Annotated in this window: 26 protein-coding genes; 8 read left to right on the plus strand and 18 right to left on the minus strand. The window is 71.3% G+C overall.

All coding sequences use genetic code 11. The annotated features are described in order from the left end of the window. The first annotated feature begins 50 nt into the window (after positions 1-50). The 3 genes from AC07EG_RS16940 to AC07EG_RS16950 are packed head-to-tail and all read left to right on the plus strand — an operon-like array spanning position 51 to position 2,330. Positions 51-392, plus strand: a complete 342-nt coding sequence (locus tag AC07EG_RS16940; RefSeq protein ID WP_478254353.1) for a DUF742 domain-containing protein — start codon at positions 51-53, stop codon at positions 390-392. 31 nt (positions 393-423) lie between these two features. After that, positions 424-1,059, plus strand: a complete 636-nt coding sequence (locus AC07EG_RS16945; RefSeq protein WP_478254036.1) for a GTP-binding protein — start codon at positions 424-426, stop codon at positions 1,057-1,059. Positions 1,060-1,100: 41 nt separating this feature from the next. Next, the gene (locus AC07EG_RS16950) at positions 1,101-2,330 is read left to right on the plus strand and encodes a styrene monooxygenase/indole monooxygenase family protein (protein WP_478254037.1); all 1,230 of its coding nucleotides are present in this window, start codon (positions 1,101-1,103) and stop codon (positions 2,328-2,330) included. Here the strand turns inward: AC07EG_RS16950 and AC07EG_RS16955 are convergent. The 4 genes from AC07EG_RS16955 to AC07EG_RS16970 all read right to left on the minus strand — a co-directional run bounded on the left by AC07EG_RS16955 (position 2,327) and on the right by AC07EG_RS16970 (position 5,531). Continuing rightward, complete coding sequence (locus AC07EG_RS16955; RefSeq protein ID WP_478254038.1) at positions 2,327-3,343, minus strand: medium chain dehydrogenase/reductase family protein; 1,017 nt, start codon at positions 3,341-3,343, stop codon at positions 2,327-2,329. The genes AC07EG_RS16950 and AC07EG_RS16955 overlap by 4 nt on opposite strands. A 75-nt stretch (positions 3,344-3,418) precedes the next feature. Further along, positions 3,419-3,976, minus strand: a complete 558-nt coding sequence (locus tag AC07EG_RS16960; RefSeq protein ID WP_478254039.1) for a TetR/AcrR family transcriptional regulator — start codon at positions 3,974-3,976, stop codon at positions 3,419-3,421. Between the two features lie 139 nt (positions 3,977-4,115). Continuing rightward, positions 4,116-4,493, minus strand: coding sequence for a DUF427 domain-containing protein (locus AC07EG_RS16965; protein WP_478254040.1), 378 nt, complete (start codon positions 4,491-4,493; stop codon positions 4,116-4,118). A gap of 24 nt (positions 4,494-4,517) precedes the next feature. Continuing rightward, positions 4,518-5,531 (minus strand): serine hydrolase, encoded by a 1,014-nt coding sequence (locus tag AC07EG_RS16970; RefSeq protein ID WP_478254041.1) that lies wholly within the window; start codon positions 5,529-5,531, stop codon positions 4,518-4,520. 126 nt (positions 5,532-5,657) lie between these two features. Here AC07EG_RS16970 and AC07EG_RS16975 point away from each other — a divergent pair, with 126 nt between their 5' ends. Then, the gene (locus tag AC07EG_RS16975) at positions 5,658-6,032 is read left to right on the plus strand and encodes a hypothetical protein (protein ID WP_478254042.1); all 375 of its coding nucleotides are present in this window, start codon (positions 5,658-5,660) and stop codon (positions 6,030-6,032) included. Positions 6,033-6,073: 41 nt separating this feature from the next. Next, the gene (locus AC07EG_RS16980; RefSeq protein WP_478254043.1) at positions 6,074-7,174 is read left to right on the plus strand and encodes a calcium:cation antiporter; all 1,101 of its coding nucleotides are present in this window, start codon (positions 6,074-6,076) and stop codon (positions 7,172-7,174) included. Here the strand turns inward: AC07EG_RS16980 and AC07EG_RS16985 are convergent. The 6 genes from AC07EG_RS16985 to AC07EG_RS17010 form a co-directional block, all read right to left on the minus strand. Beyond that, positions 7,171-8,658 carry a long-chain-fatty-acid--CoA ligase gene (locus tag AC07EG_RS16985; RefSeq protein WP_478254044.1) on the minus strand — a complete coding sequence of 496 codons (1,488 nt, stop codon included), beginning with the start codon at positions 8,656-8,658 and terminating at the stop codon, positions 7,171-7,173. The two genes, AC07EG_RS16980 and AC07EG_RS16985, sit on opposite strands and share 4 nt — an antisense overlap. Continuing rightward, entirely contained in the window at positions 8,655-9,536 is an 882-nt protein-coding gene (locus tag AC07EG_RS16990) for a bile acid:sodium symporter family protein (RefSeq protein ID WP_478254045.1), read from the minus strand. The genes AC07EG_RS16985 and AC07EG_RS16990 overlap by 4 nt, the downstream gene beginning before the upstream one ends. Before the next feature lie 49 nt (positions 9,537-9,585). Next, on the minus strand, positions 9,586-10,206 hold the full coding sequence (locus tag AC07EG_RS16995) for a hypothetical protein (protein ID WP_478254046.1): 621 nt from the start codon (positions 10,204-10,206) through the stop codon (positions 9,586-9,588). Positions 10,207-10,290: 84 nt separating this feature from the next. After that, positions 10,291-11,154, minus strand: coding sequence for a 1-aminocyclopropane-1-carboxylate deaminase/D-cysteine desulfhydrase (locus tag AC07EG_RS17000; RefSeq protein WP_478254047.1), 864 nt, complete (start codon positions 11,152-11,154; stop codon positions 10,291-10,293). Further along, positions 11,155-11,814: a peptidylprolyl isomerase gene (locus AC07EG_RS17005; RefSeq protein WP_478254048.1), complete on the minus strand. Its 660-nt coding sequence runs from the start codon at positions 11,812-11,814 to the stop codon at positions 11,155-11,157. It abuts the gene before it with no gap. Then, positions 11,811-12,257 (minus strand): MarR family winged helix-turn-helix transcriptional regulator, encoded by a 447-nt coding sequence (locus AC07EG_RS17010; RefSeq protein ID WP_478254049.1) that lies wholly within the window; start codon positions 12,255-12,257, stop codon positions 11,811-11,813. Before AC07EG_RS17010 ends, AC07EG_RS17005 begins: the two co-directional genes overlap by 4 nt. A gap of 87 nt (positions 12,258-12,344) precedes the next feature. Here AC07EG_RS17010 and AC07EG_RS17015 point away from each other — a divergent pair, with 87 nt between their 5' ends. After that, the gene (locus AC07EG_RS17015; protein WP_478254050.1) at positions 12,345-13,409 is read left to right on the plus strand and encodes an NAD(P)/FAD-dependent oxidoreductase; all 1,065 of its coding nucleotides are present in this window, start codon (positions 12,345-12,347) and stop codon (positions 13,407-13,409) included. Here the strand turns inward: AC07EG_RS17015 and AC07EG_RS17020 are convergent. The 5 genes from AC07EG_RS17020 to AC07EG_RS17040 are packed head-to-tail and all read right to left on the minus strand — an operon-like array spanning position 13,387 to position 16,637. After that, positions 13,387-14,019, minus strand: coding sequence for a hypothetical protein (locus AC07EG_RS17020; protein WP_478254051.1), 633 nt, complete (start codon positions 14,017-14,019; stop codon positions 13,387-13,389). The two genes, AC07EG_RS17015 and AC07EG_RS17020, sit on opposite strands and share 23 nt — an antisense overlap. Beyond that, complete coding sequence (locus AC07EG_RS17025) at positions 14,016-14,726, minus strand: ABC transporter ATP-binding protein (protein WP_478254052.1); 711 nt, start codon at positions 14,724-14,726, stop codon at positions 14,016-14,018. The genes AC07EG_RS17020 and AC07EG_RS17025 overlap by 4 nt, the downstream gene beginning before the upstream one ends. Continuing rightward, positions 14,723-15,082: a hypothetical protein gene (locus AC07EG_RS17030; protein ID WP_478254053.1), complete on the minus strand. Its 360-nt coding sequence runs from the start codon at positions 15,080-15,082 to the stop codon at positions 14,723-14,725. The genes AC07EG_RS17025 and AC07EG_RS17030 overlap by 4 nt, the downstream gene beginning before the upstream one ends. Continuing rightward, positions 15,079-15,405: a PadR family transcriptional regulator gene (locus AC07EG_RS17035; protein WP_478254054.1), complete on the minus strand. Its 327-nt coding sequence runs from the start codon at positions 15,403-15,405 to the stop codon at positions 15,079-15,081. The genes AC07EG_RS17030 and AC07EG_RS17035 overlap by 4 nt, the downstream gene beginning before the upstream one ends. Positions 15,406-15,449: 44 nt before the next feature. Next, positions 15,450-16,637, minus strand: a complete 1,188-nt coding sequence (locus tag AC07EG_RS17040) for an MFS transporter (protein WP_478254055.1) — start codon at positions 16,635-16,637, stop codon at positions 15,450-15,452. A 114-nt stretch (positions 16,638-16,751) separates the two neighbouring features. On the opposite strand from AC07EG_RS17040, the gene AC07EG_RS17045 reads away from it, so the two are divergent. Beyond that, positions 16,752-18,734, plus strand: coding sequence for an AfsR/SARP family transcriptional regulator (locus AC07EG_RS17045; protein ID WP_478254056.1), 1,983 nt, complete (start codon positions 16,752-16,754; stop codon positions 18,732-18,734). On the opposite strand, the gene AC07EG_RS17050 is transcribed toward AC07EG_RS17045, so the two are convergent. Beyond that, positions 18,719-19,210, minus strand: coding sequence for a sigma factor-like helix-turn-helix DNA-binding protein (locus AC07EG_RS17050; RefSeq protein ID WP_478254057.1), 492 nt, complete (start codon positions 19,208-19,210; stop codon positions 18,719-18,721). The two genes, AC07EG_RS17045 and AC07EG_RS17050, sit on opposite strands and share 16 nt — an antisense overlap. A gap of 402 nt (positions 19,211-19,612) precedes the next feature. Here AC07EG_RS17050 and AC07EG_RS17055 point away from each other — a divergent pair, with 402 nt between their 5' ends. Then, a complete protein-coding gene (locus AC07EG_RS17055; protein ID WP_478254058.1) occupies positions 19,613-20,005 on the plus strand; it encodes a hypothetical protein in 393 nt (130 codons plus the stop codon). Positions 20,006-20,045: 40 nt separating this feature from the next. Here AC07EG_RS17055 and AC07EG_RS17060 read toward each other — a convergent pair whose 3' ends face one another. Beyond that, positions 20,046-20,498, minus strand: a complete 453-nt coding sequence (locus AC07EG_RS17060) for a MarR family winged helix-turn-helix transcriptional regulator (RefSeq protein WP_478254059.1) — start codon at positions 20,496-20,498, stop codon at positions 20,046-20,048. Between the two features lie 17 nt (positions 20,499-20,515). Beyond that, positions 20,516-21,364 (minus strand): SAM-dependent methyltransferase, encoded by an 849-nt coding sequence (locus AC07EG_RS17065; protein ID WP_478254060.1) that lies wholly within the window; start codon positions 21,362-21,364, stop codon positions 20,516-20,518. Between the last annotated feature and the right edge of the window lie 16 nt (positions 21,365-21,380).

Below are 21,380 nucleotides of genomic sequence, written 5' to 3' on the forward strand. Positions count from 1 at the left end.
ATGTGAACAACGTGTCCACTGACGAACTGAGCGAGCAGCCGGTCGGCCGGATGCGCAGCAGGCGCGTCCGCCCGTACACGCTCACCGGTGGCCGGACCAGGAGCAGACACCACCTGCTGGTGGAAACGCTGATCTCGGTGCCGAGCTACGACCCGGCGCTGGCCGACGCGCTGATGCCGGAGTCGCGCGCGATCTACGAGCGGGCCCGCACGCGGGCCTCGATCGCGGAGCTGTCCGCCGGGCTGACCATGCCGCTCGGGGTGGTCCGCGTGCTGATCAGCGACCTGGCGACGCAGGGCGCGGTGTACATCCACCCGACCGCGCACACCTACTCCCACGACCTGTCGCTGCTGGAACGGGTCCTCGACGGGCTCAAGCGGCTCCCCGTCTAGACGAGGCATCAGGCACCGCGGAAAGGACATGATGAGCAACTCGAGCCTCGCGCACGCCGAAGACGGCGATCCCCTCGCGGCGATCTCGGCCAAGATCGTCGTCGCCGGTGGGTTCGGGGTGGGGAAGACCACGCTGGTGAGCGCCGTTTCCGAGGTGCCGCCGCTGAACACCGACGCCTGGATGACCGAGGCCGGTCAGGGCGTGGACGACCCGCCGGACGGCGGCAAGAAGGCGACCACCACGGTGGCGATGGACTTCGGCCGGATCACCCTGCACTCGGACCTGCTGCTGTACCTGTTCGGCACCCCGGGCCAGCCCCGGTTCTGGTTCCTCTGGGACGACCTGTGCCGGGGCGCGCTCGGCGCGGTGGTGCTGGTGGACACCCGGCGGCTGGACCAGTCCTTCGCCGCGATCAACTACTTCGAGAACGACTCCGACCTGCCGTTCATCGTCGCGATCAACCTGTTCGACGGGGAGCTGACGCACTCCGTGGACGAGGTGCGCGAGGCGCTGGCGCTGAGCGAGGACGTGCCGCTGATCACCTGTGACGCCCGCGACCGGGGCTCGGTGCAGCGGGTGCTCCAGGACGTCGTCCGGCACACCATGTCGATGGCGCGGCTGTCGGTGCCCGGCGGGGCGCCCACGGCCGAGTTCAGCCCCGCCTGAGTTTTCTCGAAGCACCTTTTTCCTGGAGGGATGGTCCCCACATGCCCAAAATATTGATCGTCGGCGCCGGTCAGTCCGGGCTCCAGCTGGCGCTGAGCCTGCTCGAGCACGACGGCTACGAGGTCACCGTGATGTCGGCGCGCACGCCGGAGGAGATCCGGGCCGGGCGGGTGATGTCCACCCAGTGCATGTTCCACCTGGCGTTGGAGCACGAGCGCGAGCACGGGCTGAACTTCTGGGAAGCCGAAACGGTCAAGGTCGAGGGCCTCGGCGTGTCCATCGCCGCTCCGGACGGCAGCCGCGCGCTGGACTGGGTGGGCAGGCTGGACCACTACGCGCAGTCGGTGGACCAGCGGGTGAAGATGGCGGGCTGGCTGGAGAAGTTCGAGGAACGCGGCGGCAAGCTGATCATCCACGGGGTGACCACCTCGGACCTGAACTCGCTGGCCGGCATGTACGACCTGGTGGTGGTCGCGGCGGGCAAGGGCGAACTGGTGCAGTTGTTCGACCGCATCCCCGAGCTCTCGCCGTACACCCAGCCGCAGCGCGCGCTTTCGCTGGCCTACGTGCACGGCATGAAGCCGCGGCCGGAGCACCCCGATTTCTCCGCGGTGCGGTTCAACATCATTCCCGGGGTCGGCGAACTGTTCGTCATCCCCGCGTACACGCTCAGCGGGAACTGCGAAATCCTGTTCTTCGAAGGCATTCCCGGTGGTCCGCTGGACGTGTTCACCGACAACCCGGACCCGCAGGAGCACCTGCGCCGCATCCTCGACCTGATGCGCCAGTACCTGCCGTGGGAGTACGAGCGCGCCACCGAGGTGGAGCTGACCGACTCGCGGGCCACGCTGGCGGGCGGGTACACCCCGGTGGTCCGCAACGCCGTCGGTGAGCTGCCCTCCGGGCACGCCGTGCTCGGCATGGCCGACGTGGTGGTGGCCAACGACCCGATCACCGGGCAGGGTTCCAACAACGCCAGCAAGTGCGCGGCGTCCTACCTGGACTCGATCCTGGCCAACGGGGACCGGCCGTTCGACCGGCAGTGGATGAAGGGCGCGTTCGACAAGTACTGGGAATACGCCCAGCACGTGACGATCTGGACGAACGCGATGCTGCAGCCGCCGCCCCCGCACGTGCTGGAGATCATCGGCACCGCCGGGGCGAAGCCCGCCGTGGCCAAGCGCTTCGCCAACGGCTTCCAGGACCCGGCCGACTTCCAGCACTGGTTCCTCGACCCGGACAAGGCGGCGGCGTACCTGGCCAGCGTTTAGTTCACCAGTACGACCTTGCCGGTCACCGTGCCGGATTCGGCGAGCCGCAGCGCGGCTCCCGCTTCGGTGAGCGGCAGGCGTGCGGCCACCTGCGCCCGCAGCACGCCCTCGGCGAGCAGGGTGAACAGCTCGCCGAGGTCCTCGGCCACCCGCGCCTGGAAGGCCGCCCGGTTCCGGCGGCCCGCCCACAGGTTGTAGAAGTGCGCGCGGTGGCCGTTGGGCAGCGCGTTCCACCACAGCAGCCGGGCGAACAGCTTCAGCACCGGCAGCCGGGACGAGCCTTCGACGTCCTTTGTGGACGCTGTGCCGTAGGCGACCAGCGTGCCGCGCCGGGCGAGCAGGCGGTACGAGTCGACGATGCCCGGCCCGCCGACGTGGTCGAACACCGCGTCCACCCCGGACGGTGCCAGTTCGCGCACGCGGGCGGGCACGTCCGGGTCGCGGTAGTCGATCGGGGTGGCGCCGAGCGCCCGCACGGTCTCGTGGTGCCGGGCCGACGCGGTGCCGATGACGCGGATCCCGGCGTGCCGGGCCAGTTGCACCAGGGTCGAGCCGACCCCGCCGCTCGCGCCGTGCACCAGGATCGTCTGTCCACTGCGGACCTTGGCGACGCGGTGCAGCAGCTGCCAGGCGGTGATCCCGTTGACCACCAGCGTTTCCGCCTCGCCGGGGTCGACGCCGTCGGGCACCGGCACCGCGTCACCGGCGTCGGCCACCAGGTGTGAAGCCCAGCCGCCGATCTTGCTGAGCACCGCGACCCGGCGGCCGAGCAGCGCCGGGTCGGCGGTGGTGCCGACCTGCTCGACCACACCGACCGCGTCGTACCCGGGCACGAACGGGAACGGCGGCTGGTCGAAGTACTTCCCGCGGCGCATCTGCTGCTCGGCGAAGGAGACGCCGGTGGCTTCGACCCGGATGAGGACCTCGTGGCCGGCGATGGCGGGTAGCTCCCGCTGGCGGAGCTGCAAGCCTTCTGGCTCGACCTTGCCCGGCAGCACGACTTCGTTGATCATCTTTTCCTCCGCGGACATAGAGTGGTTGACCACTCACTGAATGGGTGAGGGAGAAAGCCTCGTGAGTGGGGGAGTTCAGTGGCGGATGCCGTGGTTGAGCAGGTTGGCCCAGGGGGCGTCCACCTCGTCGGCGCCGATCGCGACGACCAGGTGGCACAGCATGCCGACGGCGAAGAACTGCTGCACGGCGGCCTCGGCCGCGCCCGAGACGCTGCGGGTGTACTCGACCAGGCGGGCGTACCCGGCGCGCACCGCCTCGCGCACCGACGGCTCGGCCACCGCGGCGGCTTGGGCGTGCATCTGGACCAGGAGCAGGTCCTGGTCGCGGATGAGTTCGGCGTAGGAGACCGCCATCGCGTCGAGCACCGCGTCGGGTGCGCTGCTCGACGCGCCGGCGGCACCACGGGCGAAGCTGTCGCGTACGCGGTCGAAGCAGTGCTCGACCACCGCGACGAACAGGGCTTCCTTGTTCGGGAAGAGGCGGTAGACGTACGCCTGCGAGATGCCGGCGCGTTTGGCCACCTCGGTGGTGGTGGTGCCGTAGTACCCGCGGGCCGCGAAGGTGCCGACAGCGGTGGTCAGCACCGTCTCGCGACGCTCCTCGGCGGTGGAGAGGGTTCGGGTGGAACGCATGGGAGTAATAAACCACTCACACTTGCTCCGGTCAAGCGGGCGCCAACCTCGTCGAGTCCACCGCAACCTCGGCCACGCCGTCGGCGACGAGCACGTCACCCCCGGCCTGCTGACCGAGTTCCTCTCTCCTGGTTGCCGACTACCGCGGGGTTTCGGTGATCTCGTCCACGCGGTCCGGGTAGAACGCCATGTGCCCCTTGATCTGGGCGACGGCGTCGTGCGGCTCGTCGTAGGTCCAGATCGCGTTCACCGACTTGGCGCCCCCGGCGGTGATGCTGTAGTACGCCGACTCGCCCTTGTACGGGCAGTACGTCTGGTGGTCGGTCCGCTCCAGCGCCGAAAGGTCCACGTCCTTGCGCGGGATGTACTGCACCGCCGGGTACCCGGCCTCGCTGAGCGCGAGCGCCTCGGTGGTGTCGGCGATGGTGCGCCCGGCGACGGTGACGACGATCCGGTTCGGGTTCGGCTCGATGGTGATCGGGTGGGACGGTCCGGGGACCAGCACCTGCTTCGACATGGGGAACTCCGTTCCTGACACGGGTCAGCCGCCGTTCGACGGCTGGTAGGCCCTCGCCCTGAACGTCAACGCCGTGTCCGCCGAGAACCTTCCCGCCGAGTCCACCAGCGTCCGCCCGATCGCCTGCCGCGCCCGCAGGGCCGGGTGGGTGGCGCCGAAGTTCGTGTCGTTGGCGGCGGCGTCCCCGCGGAACGGGCCCGAGGCGAACAGCGCGTAGGTGATCATCGGCCTGCCCTCGGTGTCGAAGACGACCCCGGCCTCGTTGCGCCCGTCGTTGAACCAGCCTGCCTTGGTCGCCACGCGCAGCCGTTCTTCGGAGCTGAGGTCGAGGCGGATGCCGTCGGTGAACGAGCTGAGCGAACGCAGCACGTTGAGCAGGTACTCGGTCGACGCCGCCGAGAGCAGCGTGCCGCCGACCAGCTTCTGCAACAGCGTGCAGGTCTCCCTCGGGGTGGTGGTGCCGAGGAAGAACCGGTTCGGATTGGCCACCGGCACCACCCGGGTGTGCTCGAAACCCTTGGCCCGCAGGATTTCGTTCAGCTCGGCGGCCGGGCAGACCAGCCCGCACAGGCGCACGGCGGTGTTGTCGGACAGCGTCAGCAGCGCGGCCATCGCGTGCCCGAGCGTCACCGAACTGGGGTACGCGCCGTCCAGGCCGAAGATGCCGTCGGTGTCCTGGATGACGATGTCGGCGGTGACGTCGACGCGCTGGTCCAGGGTGAGCAGGCCGCGGTCGACCTTGTCCAGCACCGCGGTGGCCACCGCGATCTTGTTCACGCTGTACGCCTCGACCACCTCGTCGGCGCGCTCCTCGACCGCGGCGGTCTTCGCGCCGGTCACGCTGATGCAGGACGACCAGGTGCCCCGCGCGCGGGCGGTCTCGCGGGCGTGGACCCGCGCGATCCGGCGATTGGCCGACGCCGCGTCGGTGACGACGATCTCTTCTTCGGCAGCGGACGCGGGAGCGGTGGAACCCAGCGCCACCCCGGCGGCGGCGATCCCGCCCAGGCCGAGCAGGTGCCTGCGGTTGACGGTCATGGCGGCGATCCTAGCCACGCGTCACCCGTCCGTGGTGCCGATCGGCCATTACCTCCCGCGTAATCGACTGTCCTCGCCGGAACCGCGAGAGTTGGGGCATCGGAACGGAAACACCTGGAGGACAAGATGTTCGGACTTCGCAACGTGCTGCGGATGGACGCCCTCGCCTCGGGCGCGCTGGGCCTGCTGCTGGCGGCGCTGTGCGTGGTGCTGGAGGAACCGCTGGGCCTCCCGGTGCCGCTGTCGCTGGTGGCCGGGATCGGGCTGGTGGGCTGGGCCGTGTTCGTCGGCCGGGTGTCGGCCGGGCTGCGGGCGGGCCTGGTCCGGGAAGTGATCTGGATCAACGCGCTCTACGTGCTCGGCAGCGTCGCCTACGCGGTTTTCGGCGGCCTCACCGGCCTCGGCACGGCGTTCGTGCTGGTCCAGGCGGCGGCGGTGCTCGGGCTGACGGCGTTGCAGGTGACCGGGCTGGCCGCGGCTCGTCCGGTGGCGGCCGGGTGAGTCGGCGGGCGGGGCGGCCGGGGGTCTGGTTGGCTGGCGGCATGGCCACTCGATCTCCGGCGCTGTCCTGGACGACCGTGGTCCCGGTGGTCGCGGTGCTGGTGCTGGCCGCGACCTGGGGCCGTGAGCTCGGCACCCTGCTGGTGGTGCTGGTCGCCCTGGTGCTCGCGGGCACCGTGCTGGCGGCGGTGCACCACGCCGAGGTGGTGGCGCACCGGGTGGGTGAACCGTTCGGCTCGCTGGTGCTCGCGGTGGCGGTGACCATCATCGAGGTGGCGCTGATCGTCACGCTGATGGTCTCCGGCGGGCCGGAGTCGGCTTCGCTGGCCAGGGACACGGTGTTCGCCGCGGTGATGATCACCACCAACGGCATCGTCGGCATCGCGCTGATGGCGGGCGCGATCCGCCACGGCTTCACCCACTTCAACGCCGAGGGCACCGGCGCGGCGCTGGCCACGGTGGCCACCCTCGCGACGCTCAGCCTGGTGCTGCCCACCTTCACCACCAGCCAGGCCGGGCCGGAGTTCTCCACCCCGCAACTGGCCTTCGCCGCACTGGCCTCCCTGGCGCTGTACGGCATGTTCGTGTTCACCCAGACCGTGCGGCACCGCGACTTCTTCCTGCCGGTGGAAACCGACAGCGGCTCCACCGACGCCGACGGCGACGGCCACGCCGACCCGCCCACCGGCAAGGCGGCCCTGGCCAGCCTCGGCCTGCTGCTGCTCGCCCTGGTCGCCGTGGTCGGACTGGCCAAGGTGGAGTCCCCGGCGATCGAGGCGGGGGTCAAGGCGGTCGGCTTCCCGCCGTCTTTTGTCGGGGTGGTGATCGCCCTGCTGGTGCTGCTGCCGGAAACGCTGGCCGCCCTGCGCGCGGCGTTGCGGGAGCGGGTGCAGATCAGCCTGAACCTGGCCTACGGCTCGGCGATGGCCAGCATCGGCCTGACCATCCCGGCGATCGCGCTGGCCACCATCTGGCTGGAGGGCCCGCTGACCCTGGGGCTGGGCGCCACGCAGATGGTGTTGTTCGGCTTGACCGTGGTGGTCAGCGTGCTGACCGTGGTGCCGGGCCGGGCGACCCGGTTGCAGGGCGGGGTGCACCTGGTGCTGCTGGCCGCGTTCCTGTTCCTGGCGGTCAACCCCTAGATCCGGCGGTCGCGGCCCGTCCAGTACGGCTCACGCAGGCTGCGTTTGAGGATCTTGCCGGTGGCGTTGCGGGGCAGCGCGTCCACCAGGTCCACTGTGGCCGGTCGCTTGTAACCGGCCAGCCTGCCTTCGCAGTGGGCCAGCAGTTCGGCCGGATCGAGGTCGCCGGCGGGCACCACGATCGCCTTGACCGTCTCGCCCCACTTCTCGTCCGGGACGCCGATCACCGCCACTTCGGCGACGCCGGGGTGTTCACCGAGCACCCGCTCCACCTCCGCCGGGTACACGTTCTCCCCGCCGGAGATGATCATGTCCTTCACGCGGTCCTCGACGTGGTACCGGCCGTGCTCGTCGCGGTGCCCGGCGTCGCCGGTGCGCAGCCAGCCGCCCGCCAGGGTCGCCTCGGTCTCCTCCGGGAGCCGCCAGTACCCGGCCATCACCTGGGCCCCGCGCACCTGGAACTCGCCGACCGCGCCGTCCGGCAGCGGCGCACCGGTCGACGGGTCGACCACCCGCATCTCCACCCCGCGCACCGGCCGTCCGGCCGCGGCGATGTGCTCGGGGTGGTCCTCCGGGCCGAGCACGCAGAACACACCGGACGCCTCGGTCATGCCGTACACCTGGTAGAAGTCCACCCCGAAGGCCGCCATCGCCCGCCGCAGCAGCGGTTCCGGCATCGGCGAGCCGCCGTAACCGAGGCAGCGCAGGTTCGAGTAGTCGTGCTCCTCGACGCCGGGCGTCTGCAGGAAGAAGCCGAACACGGCGGGCACGAAGAACGCGTGCGTCACCTGGCCGAGCTGCGGCAGCAACTGTTCCGGCACGACCTCGCGCACCACCACGGTCTCGCAGCCGACGCTCATCCCGGCCAGTGCCCAGCTGGTGCCGCCGACGTGGAACAGCGGCATGGCCACCAGGTTCACCGACTCGCGGTCGAAGCCGAAGGCGTCGACGGCGGCCTCGCTGTGGGCGGCCATCGACCGGTGGGTGAGCAGCACGCCCTTCGGGTGGCCGGTGGTGCCGGAGGTGTAGAGCTGGAGGAAGCAGTCGCCCGGCTCCCCCTCGGCACCCGTTGCGGTGGCGAGGAAATCCTCGTAGTCGTCGACGCCGACCACCTGCTCGACGGTCTCCAGCCGGTCGCGGATGCCGTCGACCACCGGCCGCAGCTCCGCGCCGGCGAACAGCAGGCGCGCGGTCGAGTCGTTGAGCACGTGCACCAGTTCGTCCGGGGCCAGCCGGAAGTTGACCACCACGCTGACCGTGCCCGCCAGCGCGCAGGCCAGCGTGGTCTCCAGGCAGGCGGGGTGGTTCTTGTCCAGGAAGGCGACGCGGTCGCCGGGGCGCAGCCCGGCCGCGAGCTGGGCGGCGGCGTTGCGGCGGACCCGGTCCGCCAGCTCCTGCCAGGTCCACGCCCGCGCACCGAAGCGCAGCGCGATCCGGTGCGGGTCCTCGGCGGCCCAGCGCTGGACCGCGCTGAAGGCGGTCACCGCGGCGAGCCCACGGCAGGCGCGCTGACCCGGCGGCTGATCAGGAAGCCGAACGCACCGGCGGTGAAGAACATGACGATGCCGTAGACCGCGCCGGGAATGGCGATGCGGGTGTTGTCCAGCAGGGTGAGCGCGATGGTGATGGCCAGCACGCTGTTGTGGATGCCGATCTCCATCGCGGCGGCGATCGACTGGCGGCGGTCCACCCGGAACAACCGCGGTGCCAGGTAACCCACCCCGATGGACAGCACGCTGAACAGCAGCGTCGCCAGCCCGACGTCGGCCAGGTACCCGCCGATGTTGGCCCGTTCCTGGTAGACGGCCACCAGGATGGTGCCGACCAGGAACACCACCGACAGCAGCTTCACCGGTTTGCGGGCGCGTTCGGCCAGTCCCGGTACCCGGTGGCGGGCGAGCATGCCGAGCGCCACCGGGACCAGCACGATCGCGAAGATCTGCACGGTCTTGCCGAACTGCAGGCCGATCCCGCCGTCCCCGGCGAGGAAGTGGCCGAGCGAGAAGTTGACCACCAGCGGCAGGGTGACCACGGCCAGCAGCGAGTTGACCGCGGTGAGCGTGACGTTCAGCGCGACGTCGCCGTGGGCGAGGTGGCTGAACAGGTTCGCCGTGGTGCCGCCGGGGGAGGCGGCCAGCAGCATCATGCCGACCGCCAGTTCCGGCGGCAGCGCCAGCGCGTACACCAGGCCGAAGCAGATCGCGGGCAGCAGCAGCACCTGGCAGAACAGGGCCACCACCACCGCCTTCGGGTAGCTGAGCACCCTGGCGAAGTCCTTGGTGGTCAGGGAGAGGCCGAGCCCGAACATGATCACGCCGAGCGCGATGGGCAGCAGCACGGTGGTGGCGACCGAGGATTCCACTGTGAAACCTCCGCGGGACGGGCGGCCCAGTCTGGCAGCCGCCGCCCGATCAAGCCAGGTTCGAAGCCGGTTCGTGGCCGAACCGAGCGGTGGTCCCGCGCAACGCGGGCAGCGCCACGCACAGGGCCACGCCGCCGAGCACCATCAACGCGGTCACCTGCGTGCCCACGCTCACCGTCGCGGCGACGAAGGTGACGGCCGCCCACGGCGGGGCGTCGCGGCGGACCGCCAGCAGCACGACCAGCAGCGACACCGCGACCAGCAGCAGCGACGGCACGACGCCGTAGAAGGCCACCTCGAAGCCGGGGATGTCCTGGTAGCTCCGGAACAACGGGCTCATCCCGGCGCGGTCGGCGGCCCGGAAGCCGACGAGCAGATCGATCACCATCTGCCCGAGGATGCCGATCAACCCGGCCACGCCGACGACCCCGAGCAGATCGGCCAGCCCGCGCTCACCGCCGCCGCGTGCGTTGCGCCTGGCTCTGCCCCAGAACACCGCGAGCACGATGCCGAACGCCAGGTACCCGAGCACGTACGCGAGGTGCGCGCCGGTCCACAGCGGAAGGGCCACGCCCCAGTCGAGGCCGGTGTTGCCCTTCCAGCCGAACTTCATCGCGATCACCCCGGCGAGCAGCAGAACCGGCGCCGCGGCAAAAGCTCCCTTGTGCATTGATCTCCCCGTTCATCCCGTGGTGGATGAACTCTGGCAGCGCCGAACCCCTGGGACATCGGGGAATTCCCCGCCGCCGCACCCCTAGGTGGCGCCCGCGAGCACGGCGACGATCCGCGTCCCGGCGGCGAATTCGCCGTTGCGCAACAGGTCGAAAATTCCGTACACCATCTTGGCTTCGTAAACCCAGTCCAGCCGAATCCCGTGCCGCGCCTCGAAATCCTCGACGAAGTCGAGCAGAACCGCGTTCTTCTTGGCGTAACCGCCGAAGTGGTACCGGAGATCGATGCGCCAGTTGTCCGAAGTGGCGCCGAAGGCTTCTTGTTGCATCCGCGCCACGTCGTCACGGAGGAACTGCCCGCCTTTGAGCACGGCGAAGCCCAGCGCTGTCCGGCCGGGTGGGAGGGCGTGGGACAGGCCCGCCAGGGTGCCGCCGGTGCCGCAGGCGCAGCACACGAGGTCGTAGTCCGAGGAGAGCTCATCGGTGATCGCCGTGCAGCCTCGGACGCCGAGCGCGTTGCTGCCGCCTTCGGGGATCAGGTGGAAGTCGCCGAACCGCTCGTGCAGTCCGGCGAGGAAGTCCGGTTCGGCCTTGCGCCGGTAGGTGGTCCGGTCCAGGTAGTGCAGTTCCATGCCGCGGCGCCTGGCGTGTTCCAGCGTTTCGTTCAGCGGCAGGTGTGCTTCACCGCGGATCAGGCCGATCGTGCGCAGGCCGAAGTAGTACCCCGCCGCCGCGGTGGCCCGGATGTGGTTGGAGTGGGCACCGCCGAAGGTGAGCACGGTGCCGCGGGCGGCGGCGATGTTGCCGTTGAGCTTGCGCCACTTGTTGCCGGGGAACTCCGGGTGGATGAGGTCGTCCCGCTTGAGCACAACGGACACCCGCCGCTCCCGCAGCCGGTCGTCGTGGAGTTCGGTGACCGGCGACGGGAGCCGCAGGCGCAGGTCCACCTACGTGGTGAGGGCGAAGTGGATGCGCACCGGGTGCGCCGGTGCACCGTCGTCCGCGCCGTCCGCGATGCCGGCGGCGACGATCCGGTCGAGCGTGTCCATGCCCCACACCACCCGGCCCAGCACGCTGTACTTCGGGTCGATGTTCGCGTGCGAGTGCACGACGAAGAACTGGCTGCCGTTCGTGCCGGGACCCTGGTTGCCCATCGCCACCGTGCCGCGCGGGTACGTTTCCTCGCCGGTCACCTCGTCCGGGAACCGGTAGCCCGGCCCGCCCTTCTCCACCTCGTAGATGTCGCCGCACTGCAGCACACCCAGCCGCTGCGACGCGGTCAGCCGGAAGCACTGCGTGTGCTGGTAGAACCAGCTGCGGACGAGGTGCCGGAAGTTGTGCACCGCGCAGGGGGCGTTCGCCTTGTCCAGCTGGATCGCGACCAGCCCGTAGTTGGTCTGCAGCACCGCCTTCGCCGTGCCCTTCGCCGACGCGGTCGGTGACGGCGGCTGGACGGGCCTGGCGGCCGGGTTCTCCGGCGTCGGCGTGAACTCGCACTGCACGGTGGGTGCGGCGGACACGGCGGGCACGGCCTGGGCGGGGGTGGCCAGCCCGGTCAGGGCCAGCGCGGAGACAACGGCGACGGTCAACCGGTGCGTGGATTTCATGCGCGCACGTTAGCGGGTTCGGCCACCTGCCGTCCCGAATCGGCTCGGGCGGTGATGCCGGTGAGCGCCTCGGTGAGCAGCGCCCGGGTTTCGGCGGGCAGGTCCTCGGCCAGTTCCTCCAGCCGGGCGACCACCCCCTCGTGCGTGCGCCTGCCGAGTTCGGCCCCCGTCTCGGTCAGCTGGATCTGGCAGGCCCGCCGGTCGTGGCCGTCCCGCACCCGGTCCGCCAGCCCCCGCCGTTCCACCCGGTCCACCAGCCCGGTCAGGCTCGACTTCTCCAGGTGCAGCAACCGGCTCAGTTCGGTCATGCCCACCGGCCCGGGGGACAGCGTGCACAGCAGTTGCGCCTGCTGCTGGGTCAGCTCGTTCTCCCGGCTGACCTCGGTGAACACCCGTTGCACCAGGTGCGACAGCTGCACCAGTGCGCCCGCCAGCTCGCTCATGTCCCCGAGTGTAGTTGACGGTGGTTCGTTCCACGAACTATCGTAGTTCGCGTTGCGAACAGTATGTACTGCGAACAAGGAGACGGTATGTCTGCGACCGTGGTGGTTGTCGGCGGTGGGTACGGCGGGGCGTCCGCCGCGAAGGCGCTCGACGACGTGGCCGACGTGGTGCTCGTCGAGCCGAAGGACCAGTTCGTGCACCACGTCGGCGCGTTGCGCGGCCTGGTCGAACCGGAGTTCGCCGAGCGGCTCTTCCTGCCGTACGACCGCCTGCTCAAGCGCGGCCGGGTGGTCCACGACCGCGCGTCGGCGGTGGACGCCGGGGTCGTCACGCTCGCGTCCGGCGAGCGCATCGAAGCCGACTACCTCGTGCTCGCCACCGGCACCGCGTACCCGTTCCCGGCCAAGTTCGCCGAGCACGACAGCGCCGTGGCCAAGGCGAAACTGCGTGCGGCGTACGACGAACTCCTCGAAGCCGGGAGCGTGCTACTGCTCGGCGCGGGCCCCGTCGGCCTCGAACTGGCGGGGGAACTCCGGGCGAAGTGGCCGGGCAAGGCGGTCACCGTCGTCGACCCGGCGCCGGAGCTGCTGGCCGGGTTCCCCGAGGAGTTCCGCGCCGCGGTGCGGTCCCAGCTCGACGAACTCGGGGTGGAACTGCTGCTCGGCACGTCCGTGGAAACCCCGCCGGCCGAGGGCGGTTTCACCGTCGAGACCGCCGACGGCACCAAGATCACCGCCGACCTGTGGTTCCGCTGCTTCGGCAACGTGCCCGCGACGGACTACCTCACCGGCGAACTGGCCGCGGCCCGCCAGGCGAACGGCAGCGTCGCGGTCACGCCGGAACTCCGCCTGACCGGGCAGGAACGGGTGTTCGCCATCGGGGACATCACCGACGTGCCGGAAACCAAGATGGCGCGGGCCGCCGGTCAGCACGCCGAAGTGGTGGCGGCGAACATCCGCGCGCTGATCAGCGGGGACGGCGAACTGTCCACCTACGAAGCCGCGGCACCCGCCATCGCGTTGCCGCTCGGCCCGAAGCACGGCGCGTCCTACACCCCGGACACCGGTTTGCTGGACGCCGCGACCACGTCCGAGCTGAAGGGCGCCGACCTGATGATCGGCCACTTCGTCACCCTGCTCGGACGCGGCTGACCACCACGCCGGCCACCGCGGCCAGCACCAGCGCCAGTCCGGCGTCGAACAGCAGGGCGGGCAGCGAAACGGGGGTCTCCACCAGGGTGCGGGCGGCCGAGCCGACCGGGGGCAGCCACCGCTGGAACCCGGTCGCCGCGACCACCCCGGCGCCGAGCACCGCGGACCAGCCGATGCCGTGCACCACCGGCCGGGCGCACAGCAGGCCGACCGCGGTGCCGGTGGCCCCGGCCGCGAAGTGCGCCAGCGCCCCGGCCGCGAGCAGGTGCGGCGGGTGGTCGTAGGCAGTGGTCAGCACCGGCCACCCCACGGCGAGCGCCACCAGCACCAGGTCGGCGAGCAGGCAGGTGGCCAGCACCCCGGCGGTGACCCGGCCCCGGCCGCCCGCCGCGGCGATCGTCACCTGGCGCTGCACCGGGTCCTCGGTGTTCGCCACGGTCACCGCGAGCCACACCGAAACCGGGTACAGCGCGAGCACCGAGGCCGCCCAGGTGGCCGGTGGCGGACCGGGATCACCGCCGAACAACGGCGCCAGCAGCATGCCGTAGAGCAGGAAGGGGAGCAGGAAGCGTTGTGAGCGCAGCAGGTCCGCGCTGTAGTAGCGGATCACCGGTGCCGCACCCGTTCGACCGCGGCACCGAGCCGGGCCACCTCGGCGAGCAGCGGGTCGGCGAGCCGGGCCGGGCAGGTCAGGGTGATCACCACGGTGCCTTCGCCGTCCGGTTCGTCGTGGAGCCGTCGTTCGCTCAGCCGCAGCTTCCGGCGCCGGGGCAGGGCGTCGGCGGTGCCGGTGTGATCGGTCAGCACCAGTGCCGTGTCCGGGGCGAGCGCGGTGAGCACCTCGGTGAGCACCGGCCGCACGCCGACGTCCAAACCGGACCACGGTTCGTCCAGCACCAGCAGCGGCGCCCCGCTGGTCAGCGCCTGCACCAGCCCGACCTTCTGCGCGTTGCCCTTGGACAGGCGGCTCATCGGCGTCGAGAGGCCACCGGAGAAATCCAGGCGGCGCAACAGTTCCAGCGGATCCCCGGACTGGCGGCGGCGGATGCGCCGGAGGTGGCGCAGGTAGCTCGACGCGGGCATGCGCAGGTGGGCGGGAAAACGGTCGGGCAGGTAACCGACGGTCGGCGGGCGGCCGGTGACCCGCCCTTCGACCGGGGTGCCGCAGCCCGCGATCACCCGCAGCAGGGTGGACTTCCCCGAACCGTTCTCACCCAGGACGACCACGGGTTCACCCGGTTCGAGCACCAGGTCGACGCCTTCGACCACCAGCGGTCCGCGGCGGTAGCGCTGGCCGACCGATTCCAGCCGGATCACCGGTGCACCCGGCTGGAGATCGCGGTGGCCGGCAGGGCGGCGAGGAAACCGAGGGCCTGGCGCCGTCGCTCGGGGCCTTCGCAGGCGTGCAGCACCGCGACGAGTTCGGCGCGCCAGTGCGCCCGCTCGGTGCGGGGGAGCACGATCGCCAGCCGGTTCAGCAGCGTGACGCCGTTGGGCAGGCAGCGCCGGGTGAGCCCGAGCAGCGCGGCGGCACCCAGCAGCGCGGCGGTGCTCGACCAGACCAGGCTGACCGCCGCGATCAGCCATTCGTTGCGCGCCAGCAGCAGGGAAGCGGTCGCCACCGAGAAGGGCAGGAGCCACCAGCGGGGGCTGCGGACCAGGGAGGCCGTCACGCGCCCTCCTCGGCCGGGCCGAGCAGCCGGGACAGGCTCGCGCGCTTCTTCGCGCCCTCGGCGAGCGCGTGCACCGCGCGGGCGCGGCCCTCGGTGGTGAGCTGGTAGTACCGCCGCGGCGGGCGGCCCGCTTCCTGCGCGTGCTCGGCCTGCTCCCAGCGGCTGGTGATCCACCCGGCCGCGGTCAGGCGCTGCAGGATCGGGTAGATCGTGCCCGCCGGGAGGCCGCTGGCCCTGCTCAACTCGAACCCCCACAGCTCACCGGCTTCGCGCTCGAGGAACACCGCGAGCACGGCCTGCGTCTGCAACGTCATCCTCGGCATAGGCAGAACTCTATATAGCCCCCGAGCGTCCGGGCAAGCCGGTGTCAGCGCAGGCGGAACCGGTCGGTGGTCTGCGGGGTGGCCAGCGCGGCCAGCACGGTGAGCACCGCGCCCGCCAGCAGGGACAGGAAGGCGGTCCGGTAGGAGAAGTGGTCCACCAGCGCCCCCATCACCACCGGGATCACCATGCCGGCGGCCTGACCGCCGAACACGATCAGCCCGGCCCCGGCCCCCGCCAGCCCGGCGGGCAGGCTGCGCAGCGGCACGGCGAAGATCGGCATGTAGCAGAGCGCCGCGAAGGTGCCTGCCAGCGTGAGGAAGACCGCGAACAGCGCCACCGGTTCCGAGAACGCCATCACCACCAGGCAGAGCGAACTCGCCGCCATCGCGGGCAGGACGACCAGCCGGTGCCGCCCGCCGAGCCGGTCGCTCCACCGGCCGCCGAGCACCACCGCGATCCCGCCGAACACCGCGGGCAGCGCGGTGATGGCGCCCGCCTCGGTGAGCGAAAGCCCCCGTTCGCTCTGCAGGTAGGACGGCACCCAGGAGGACAGGCCCCAGACGATCACGTCGTAACCGAAGAACATCAACGCGAACCGCCACATCACCGGCGAGAGCAGGACGCGCCGCGCCCCGCCCGGCGGCCGTTCGACCGCGACCCGCGGCGCGGGCAGCCACGCCCGCACCGCCAGGAACACGAAAACGCCGAGCACGGCGACCCCGGCGAACGCGCCCCGCCAACCCCACCAGGCGATCAGCGGCGCCGCGATGGCCGGGGCGAGCAGCACCCCGAACGCGTTGGAACTCTGCATCCAGCCGTTGGCCGTCATCCGCTGGCCCGGTTCGGTGCGTTCGGACAGCGCCTTGATCGACGCGCCGGGGAAAACGCCTTCCGCCGCACCGAACAGGAAGCGCACCACCAGCAGCAGCGCGAACGAGCCGACCAGCCCGGTGAGCGCGGTGAACGCGGACCAGGCGAGCACGGCGGCCAGCATCACCCGCACCGCCCCGAACCGGTCGGCGAGCAGCCCGCCGGGGATCTGGAACACCGCGTACGCCAGGAAGAAGGCCGAGAGCACCATGCCCTGCTCGGTGTGGTCCAACCCGAACTCCGCACCGATGTGCGGCAACGCCAGGTTGACCAGCAGCCGGTCCACGTAGTCCACCGTCCACGCCGCGAACAGCAGCAGCACGGTGATCCTGGCCGTCCGGTCCAGCGGTTGCTTCGGCACGCGCACGACCTAACCACGACCTGGCCGCACCCGCCGGAACGAGTAGGTGAATTCCGGGCCGATGTGACAGCGCGAACTGCTACCGTCACTCGAGTCGGACACCTGGGGGTGCACGTGACGAGCTTTTATCGGGTGCTCGGTCCGCTGCTGGTGGAGCGGGCGGGCACGGAACTGCGGCTCGGCAGGCCACAGGCGTGCCGGTTGTTCGCCGTCCTGCTGGCGGAGGCCAACCAGGTGGTCTCGGTGGACCGCCTCGCCGCCGCGCTGTGGGGTGCTTCGCCGCCGCCCAGCCACCGCGTGCAGATCCAGGGCCTGGTCTCGCAACTGCGCCGGGCGCTGCGGGAACCGGGTGACGCCGATCCGATCGTCACGGTGGGGCACGGGTACCGGCTGCCGGTGGCCCCCGGGCAGTCCGATGTGGACAGATTTGCCGAGTGCGCGCGGCAGGGCAGGCGGCTGCTCGCCGACGGTGAGCCGGCTGCCGGGGTGCGCCGCCTGCGTGAGGGGCTGGCGCTGTGGCGCGGCCCGGTGTTCGAGGACCTCCGGCTCGACGCGCTGACCGAATTCGTGGCCGGCTGGGAAGAACGGCGGCTCGCGGTGCTCGAGGAGTGCATCGACGCGCAACTGCGCCTCGGTGCGGAGGACGAGCTGAGCACCGAACTGCGTGAGCTGATCACCGCGCACCCGTTCCGCGAGCGCTTCTGCGGGCAGTTGATGACCGCGCTGGCCGAGCGGGGCCGCCCGGCCGAGGCGCTGGCGGTCTACCAGCGGTGGCGCGGGCGGCTGGTCGAGGAACTGGGCGTGGAACCGTCGGCGGCGCTGCGGGAGGTCCAGCTCGGCATCCTGCGTGCCGAACCCGGTCACGTCCTCGGCGCCCTCGCCCCGCAACCGCGGCGCCTGCTCACCCGGCTGGCCGTGTTGCCGATGCCCGAGTTCTCCGCCTGGATGGCCGCCGCGGCGGTCGACGGCGACCCGGCCGAGGCCGAGCGCCTGGTGCGTGAACTGCACGAGCGGCAACTGGTCCGGGAGAGCGGGCGGCGGTACCGGCTGCACGACCTGGTGCGCACCTCGGTCCCGGAAACCACCGGGGCGGACCGGGAGGCGGCGCTGGAGCGGGTGCTCGGCGGCCTGCTCTGGCTGACCGAACGGGCCGCCGAGCGGTTGCCGGGCAGCGTGCTGCGGCCGGAACCCGGTGGGGCGAAGCGGTGGCCGGTGGCCATTCCGCCGCCGGTGGACCCGCTCGGCTGGTTCGAAGGGGAACAGCAGGCGATCGAGGACGCGGTCGGTTACGCCGCCGCGGCCGGATTCGCCGGCCTGGCCTGGGAGATCGCCGCGACGGCGGCCTCCTACTTCGACTACCGCGGGCTGTACCGGGAATGGGCCCGCTGCCACTACCTCGCGCTCACCGCCGTGCGCGAAGCCGGTGACCCGCGCGGGGAAGCGGCGCTGCTGCGCGGGATCGGGCAACTGCACATCTACTGGGACGAGTTCGACGACGCGGTGAAGGCGCTGACCGCGTCCTACCGGCTCAGCGAAGCACTGGGCGACCGCCTCGGCATGGCTCGCGCGCTGACCGGGCTCGGGGTGGTGTCCCGGGTGACCTGGCGGCCGGAGCAGGCGCACGCGCGCAGCGTGCGGGCGCTGGAGATGTTCGTCGACTGCGGTGACCGGCTGGGTGCCGCGCACAGCCACACCTCGATCGCCGCGGTGTGCCTCGAACTCGGCAGGCTCGCCGACGCGGAGTCCGCGTTGCACCAGGCGCGGCAGCTCTGCGACGAACTCGGCGACGACCACCGGATGGCACTGGTGCTGCGCCGGTTCGGCCAGCTCCACCTGCGCCGGGGTGATCCCGAGCGCGCGCTGGCCAGCCTGTACCAGGCGCTCGAACGCTTGGAATCCCAGCGCGACGACCAGTGCGCGGCACAGGTGCGGCTGGACATCGGCCGCGCCTACCGCGTGCTCGGCGAGTGCCAGGACGCCGCCCGGCTGTTCAAGGCGGCGTCGTCCCGGTTCACCAGGGTCGGCAACCGCAGCAGCGCCGCGGCTTGCGTGCTGGAGATCGACCGCACCGGCGTGGACGGTCAGGTGGTTTCCTGAGCTTCGCGCAGGCGGTCCAGCGCGCGCTGCTGGACGCGCCGCACCGAGGCGGCGGTGCTGCCCAGCGCCTCCGCGGTGTGCTCGGCGCTCAACCCGACCGCCACCCGCAGCACCACGACCTCGCGCTCGACCTCCGGCAGCTCGCGGATGAGCACGCCGAGCTGGTCACCGCCGCCGAAGCGCGCCTCGCCGACCCGGTGGCACGCGATTTCGTAGACCAGCGCCCGCAGCGAGCCCTCGTCCCGGCGGGTGGGCAGCGCGGTCAGCACCGAGATGCAGACCTCCTGCGCCACCTCGTCCGCCGGGCCGAAGGAATCCCCGTGCTTGCCGATGCGTGCGCGGCAGTAGCGGACCACCGGCGCCCGGATGGCCGCGAGCAGCCGCTCGATCGCGGCCGGGTCCCCGGCCGCCGCCTCGGCGACCGCGGCGCCGCAGGTCTCGGAAGGTTGGACGCAGAGCTTCTCCGCTGTCTCCATGCGAAAGGAACTCCGCCCGGGTTACCCCATGACGAGGTGTTGCCGATTCGAGATATGGTCAGCCGAATTGTCGCACCAGGGCGGTCGTCGGGCTTGGAAAAGCCGGGTTCGCCGAGTCGTCTTCCGGCTTGGTGCTGGGCCGAACGCGGGCCCGCCGTTGATGCGGTGGTGCACCGGACTGCTCCGTTCGCCGCAACCGAGCCACTTTCCGCGGTCGCTTCTCGCTTCGGTGAATGGGCCACCGGATGCGGGAGGAAATCGTTGCGTTTCGCCCATTGTGCACCCGTGTTGGTGATCGGGATCACTTCTCCGGTCGTTGTGTTCGCCCGGTGGGGGTTTCACCCGGTCGAGCGCGGGGTATCAGTTAGCGCCACTGTCCAGGCCACAGCGGAGGTGTCGAAGGTGACCGTGCCGAGGCGTGAACAGATCCTGAACGCGAGGATGACCCTGACCGACGGCCCGGAGAGCGCCTCGTGGGCCCGCAGCCAGGTGCGCCTGATGCTCGACGGGGCCACCCCGGAAGCCGTGTACCGGGCCCTGCTCGTGGTCGACGAGCTGATCTCCGACGCCGAGCGCTACCACGAACGGGTCGAGGAGATCCGGCTCGGCCTCAACCGCCGCGCCGCCCGCCTCCACGTCGAACTCGACGCCCAGCCCACCGGCGAGCCCCTCCCCGGCCCCATCGAGGACGACATCGACGGCAGGCTGCTGCTGGAACAACTCCCGCTGGACTGGGGCGTGCGCACGGACGGGACCAAGCGCACGGTGTGGGCGGTGCTGGACCTGGCCCACTGACGCGCTCCTGGTTTCAGGATCGACGATCAGCCACCGCTGGTCAGACGGTGCGCGCCGCTTCGCGTTCGTAGGTTTCCAGGGTTTCGACGAACAGTTGCCGCTGCTCCGGCGTGAGCGGTTCGAGCGCCTTCCGCCACGCCCGCGCCCCGGCCGACAACCAGGCGTCCACGGCATCGCGGTGCTGCTCGGCGATGCTCACGATGGTGCGCCGCCGGTCCCGGTCGTCCTCGCGGCGGTCGAGCACGCCCTGCCTGCTCAGATCACCGACCATCAGGCTCACCGTGGCCGGGGCGACCTCGAGCAGCCGGGCGAGTTCGTTGACCGTCATCGGCCCGTCGAAGAGCAGGTACGCCAGCAGCGACAGGTGCCGCGGCGCCAGCGAGAACGACCGCAGCTGCTCGGGCACCGGAATCCGCTTGATCCGCCCGGCCATCCGCGGCATGAGCAGCAGCAACGTCCGGATTTCCTGGTCAACGCCGATCCCGTCCGCCATACCGCCGATCCTACGAGCTACGGCTTCCGGCCCAGCCCGGCGAAGGCGCTGCTGGTGGCCGGTTCGGCGAGGAACTCCCGCGTCGCCGGGGATTCGCGTTCGTCGGTCCGCCACTCCGGGACCCAGGTGATGCCCGGTTCCACCAGCTCGAAGCCGTCGAAGAAGCGGGTGAACTCGGCGCGGGAGCGCAGGTGCAGCGGGGTCGCCGAGTTGCGGTACTGCCGCCGGACCGCGGCCCGCTCCTCCTCGCCCTCGGCGGGCACCCCGTCCACGGTCATGTGCGAGGACAGGAAGTACGAACCCGACGGCAGCAGGTCGCGGTACTGGCCGATGATCCGCTCCGGCCCGTCCTCGGGGCTGACGAAGTACAGCACGTTCACCATGATCAACCCGATCGGCTCACGCGGGTTCAGCACGCCGGTGTCCATCGCGCGCTCCCAGACGTCCTCCGGATCACGCAGGTCGGCCTGCAGCACGGCGTGCCGCCGCAGGTCGCCCTCGCGTTCGAGCAGCACCTGCGAATGCGCCACGGCCACCGGCTCGTTGTCCACGTAGACGCAGCGGCTGTCCGGGTTCACCGAGTCGGCGATCTCGTGCACGTTGCCCACCGTGGGCACGCCGGAACCGAGGTCGAGGAACTGGGTGATGCCCTGGCGGGCGAGGTGGTGCACCCCGCGGCCGAGGAACTCGCGGCCGACCTTGGCCATCGACCGCACCATCGGGAACGCGGCCACCGCCTTCGCGCCGAACTCCCGGTCGATCGCCCAGTTCGCCGAGCCGCCGAGGAACCAGTCGTAGATCCGCGCCGGATTGGGGTGGTCCAGGTCCACCCCGTCGGGAACGAGGTCGGGATCGTGGTCGGACATGAGCTCTCCTCGCCTT

The sequence above is a fragment of the Amycolatopsis sp. NPDC045836 genome (assembly GCF_056431745.1).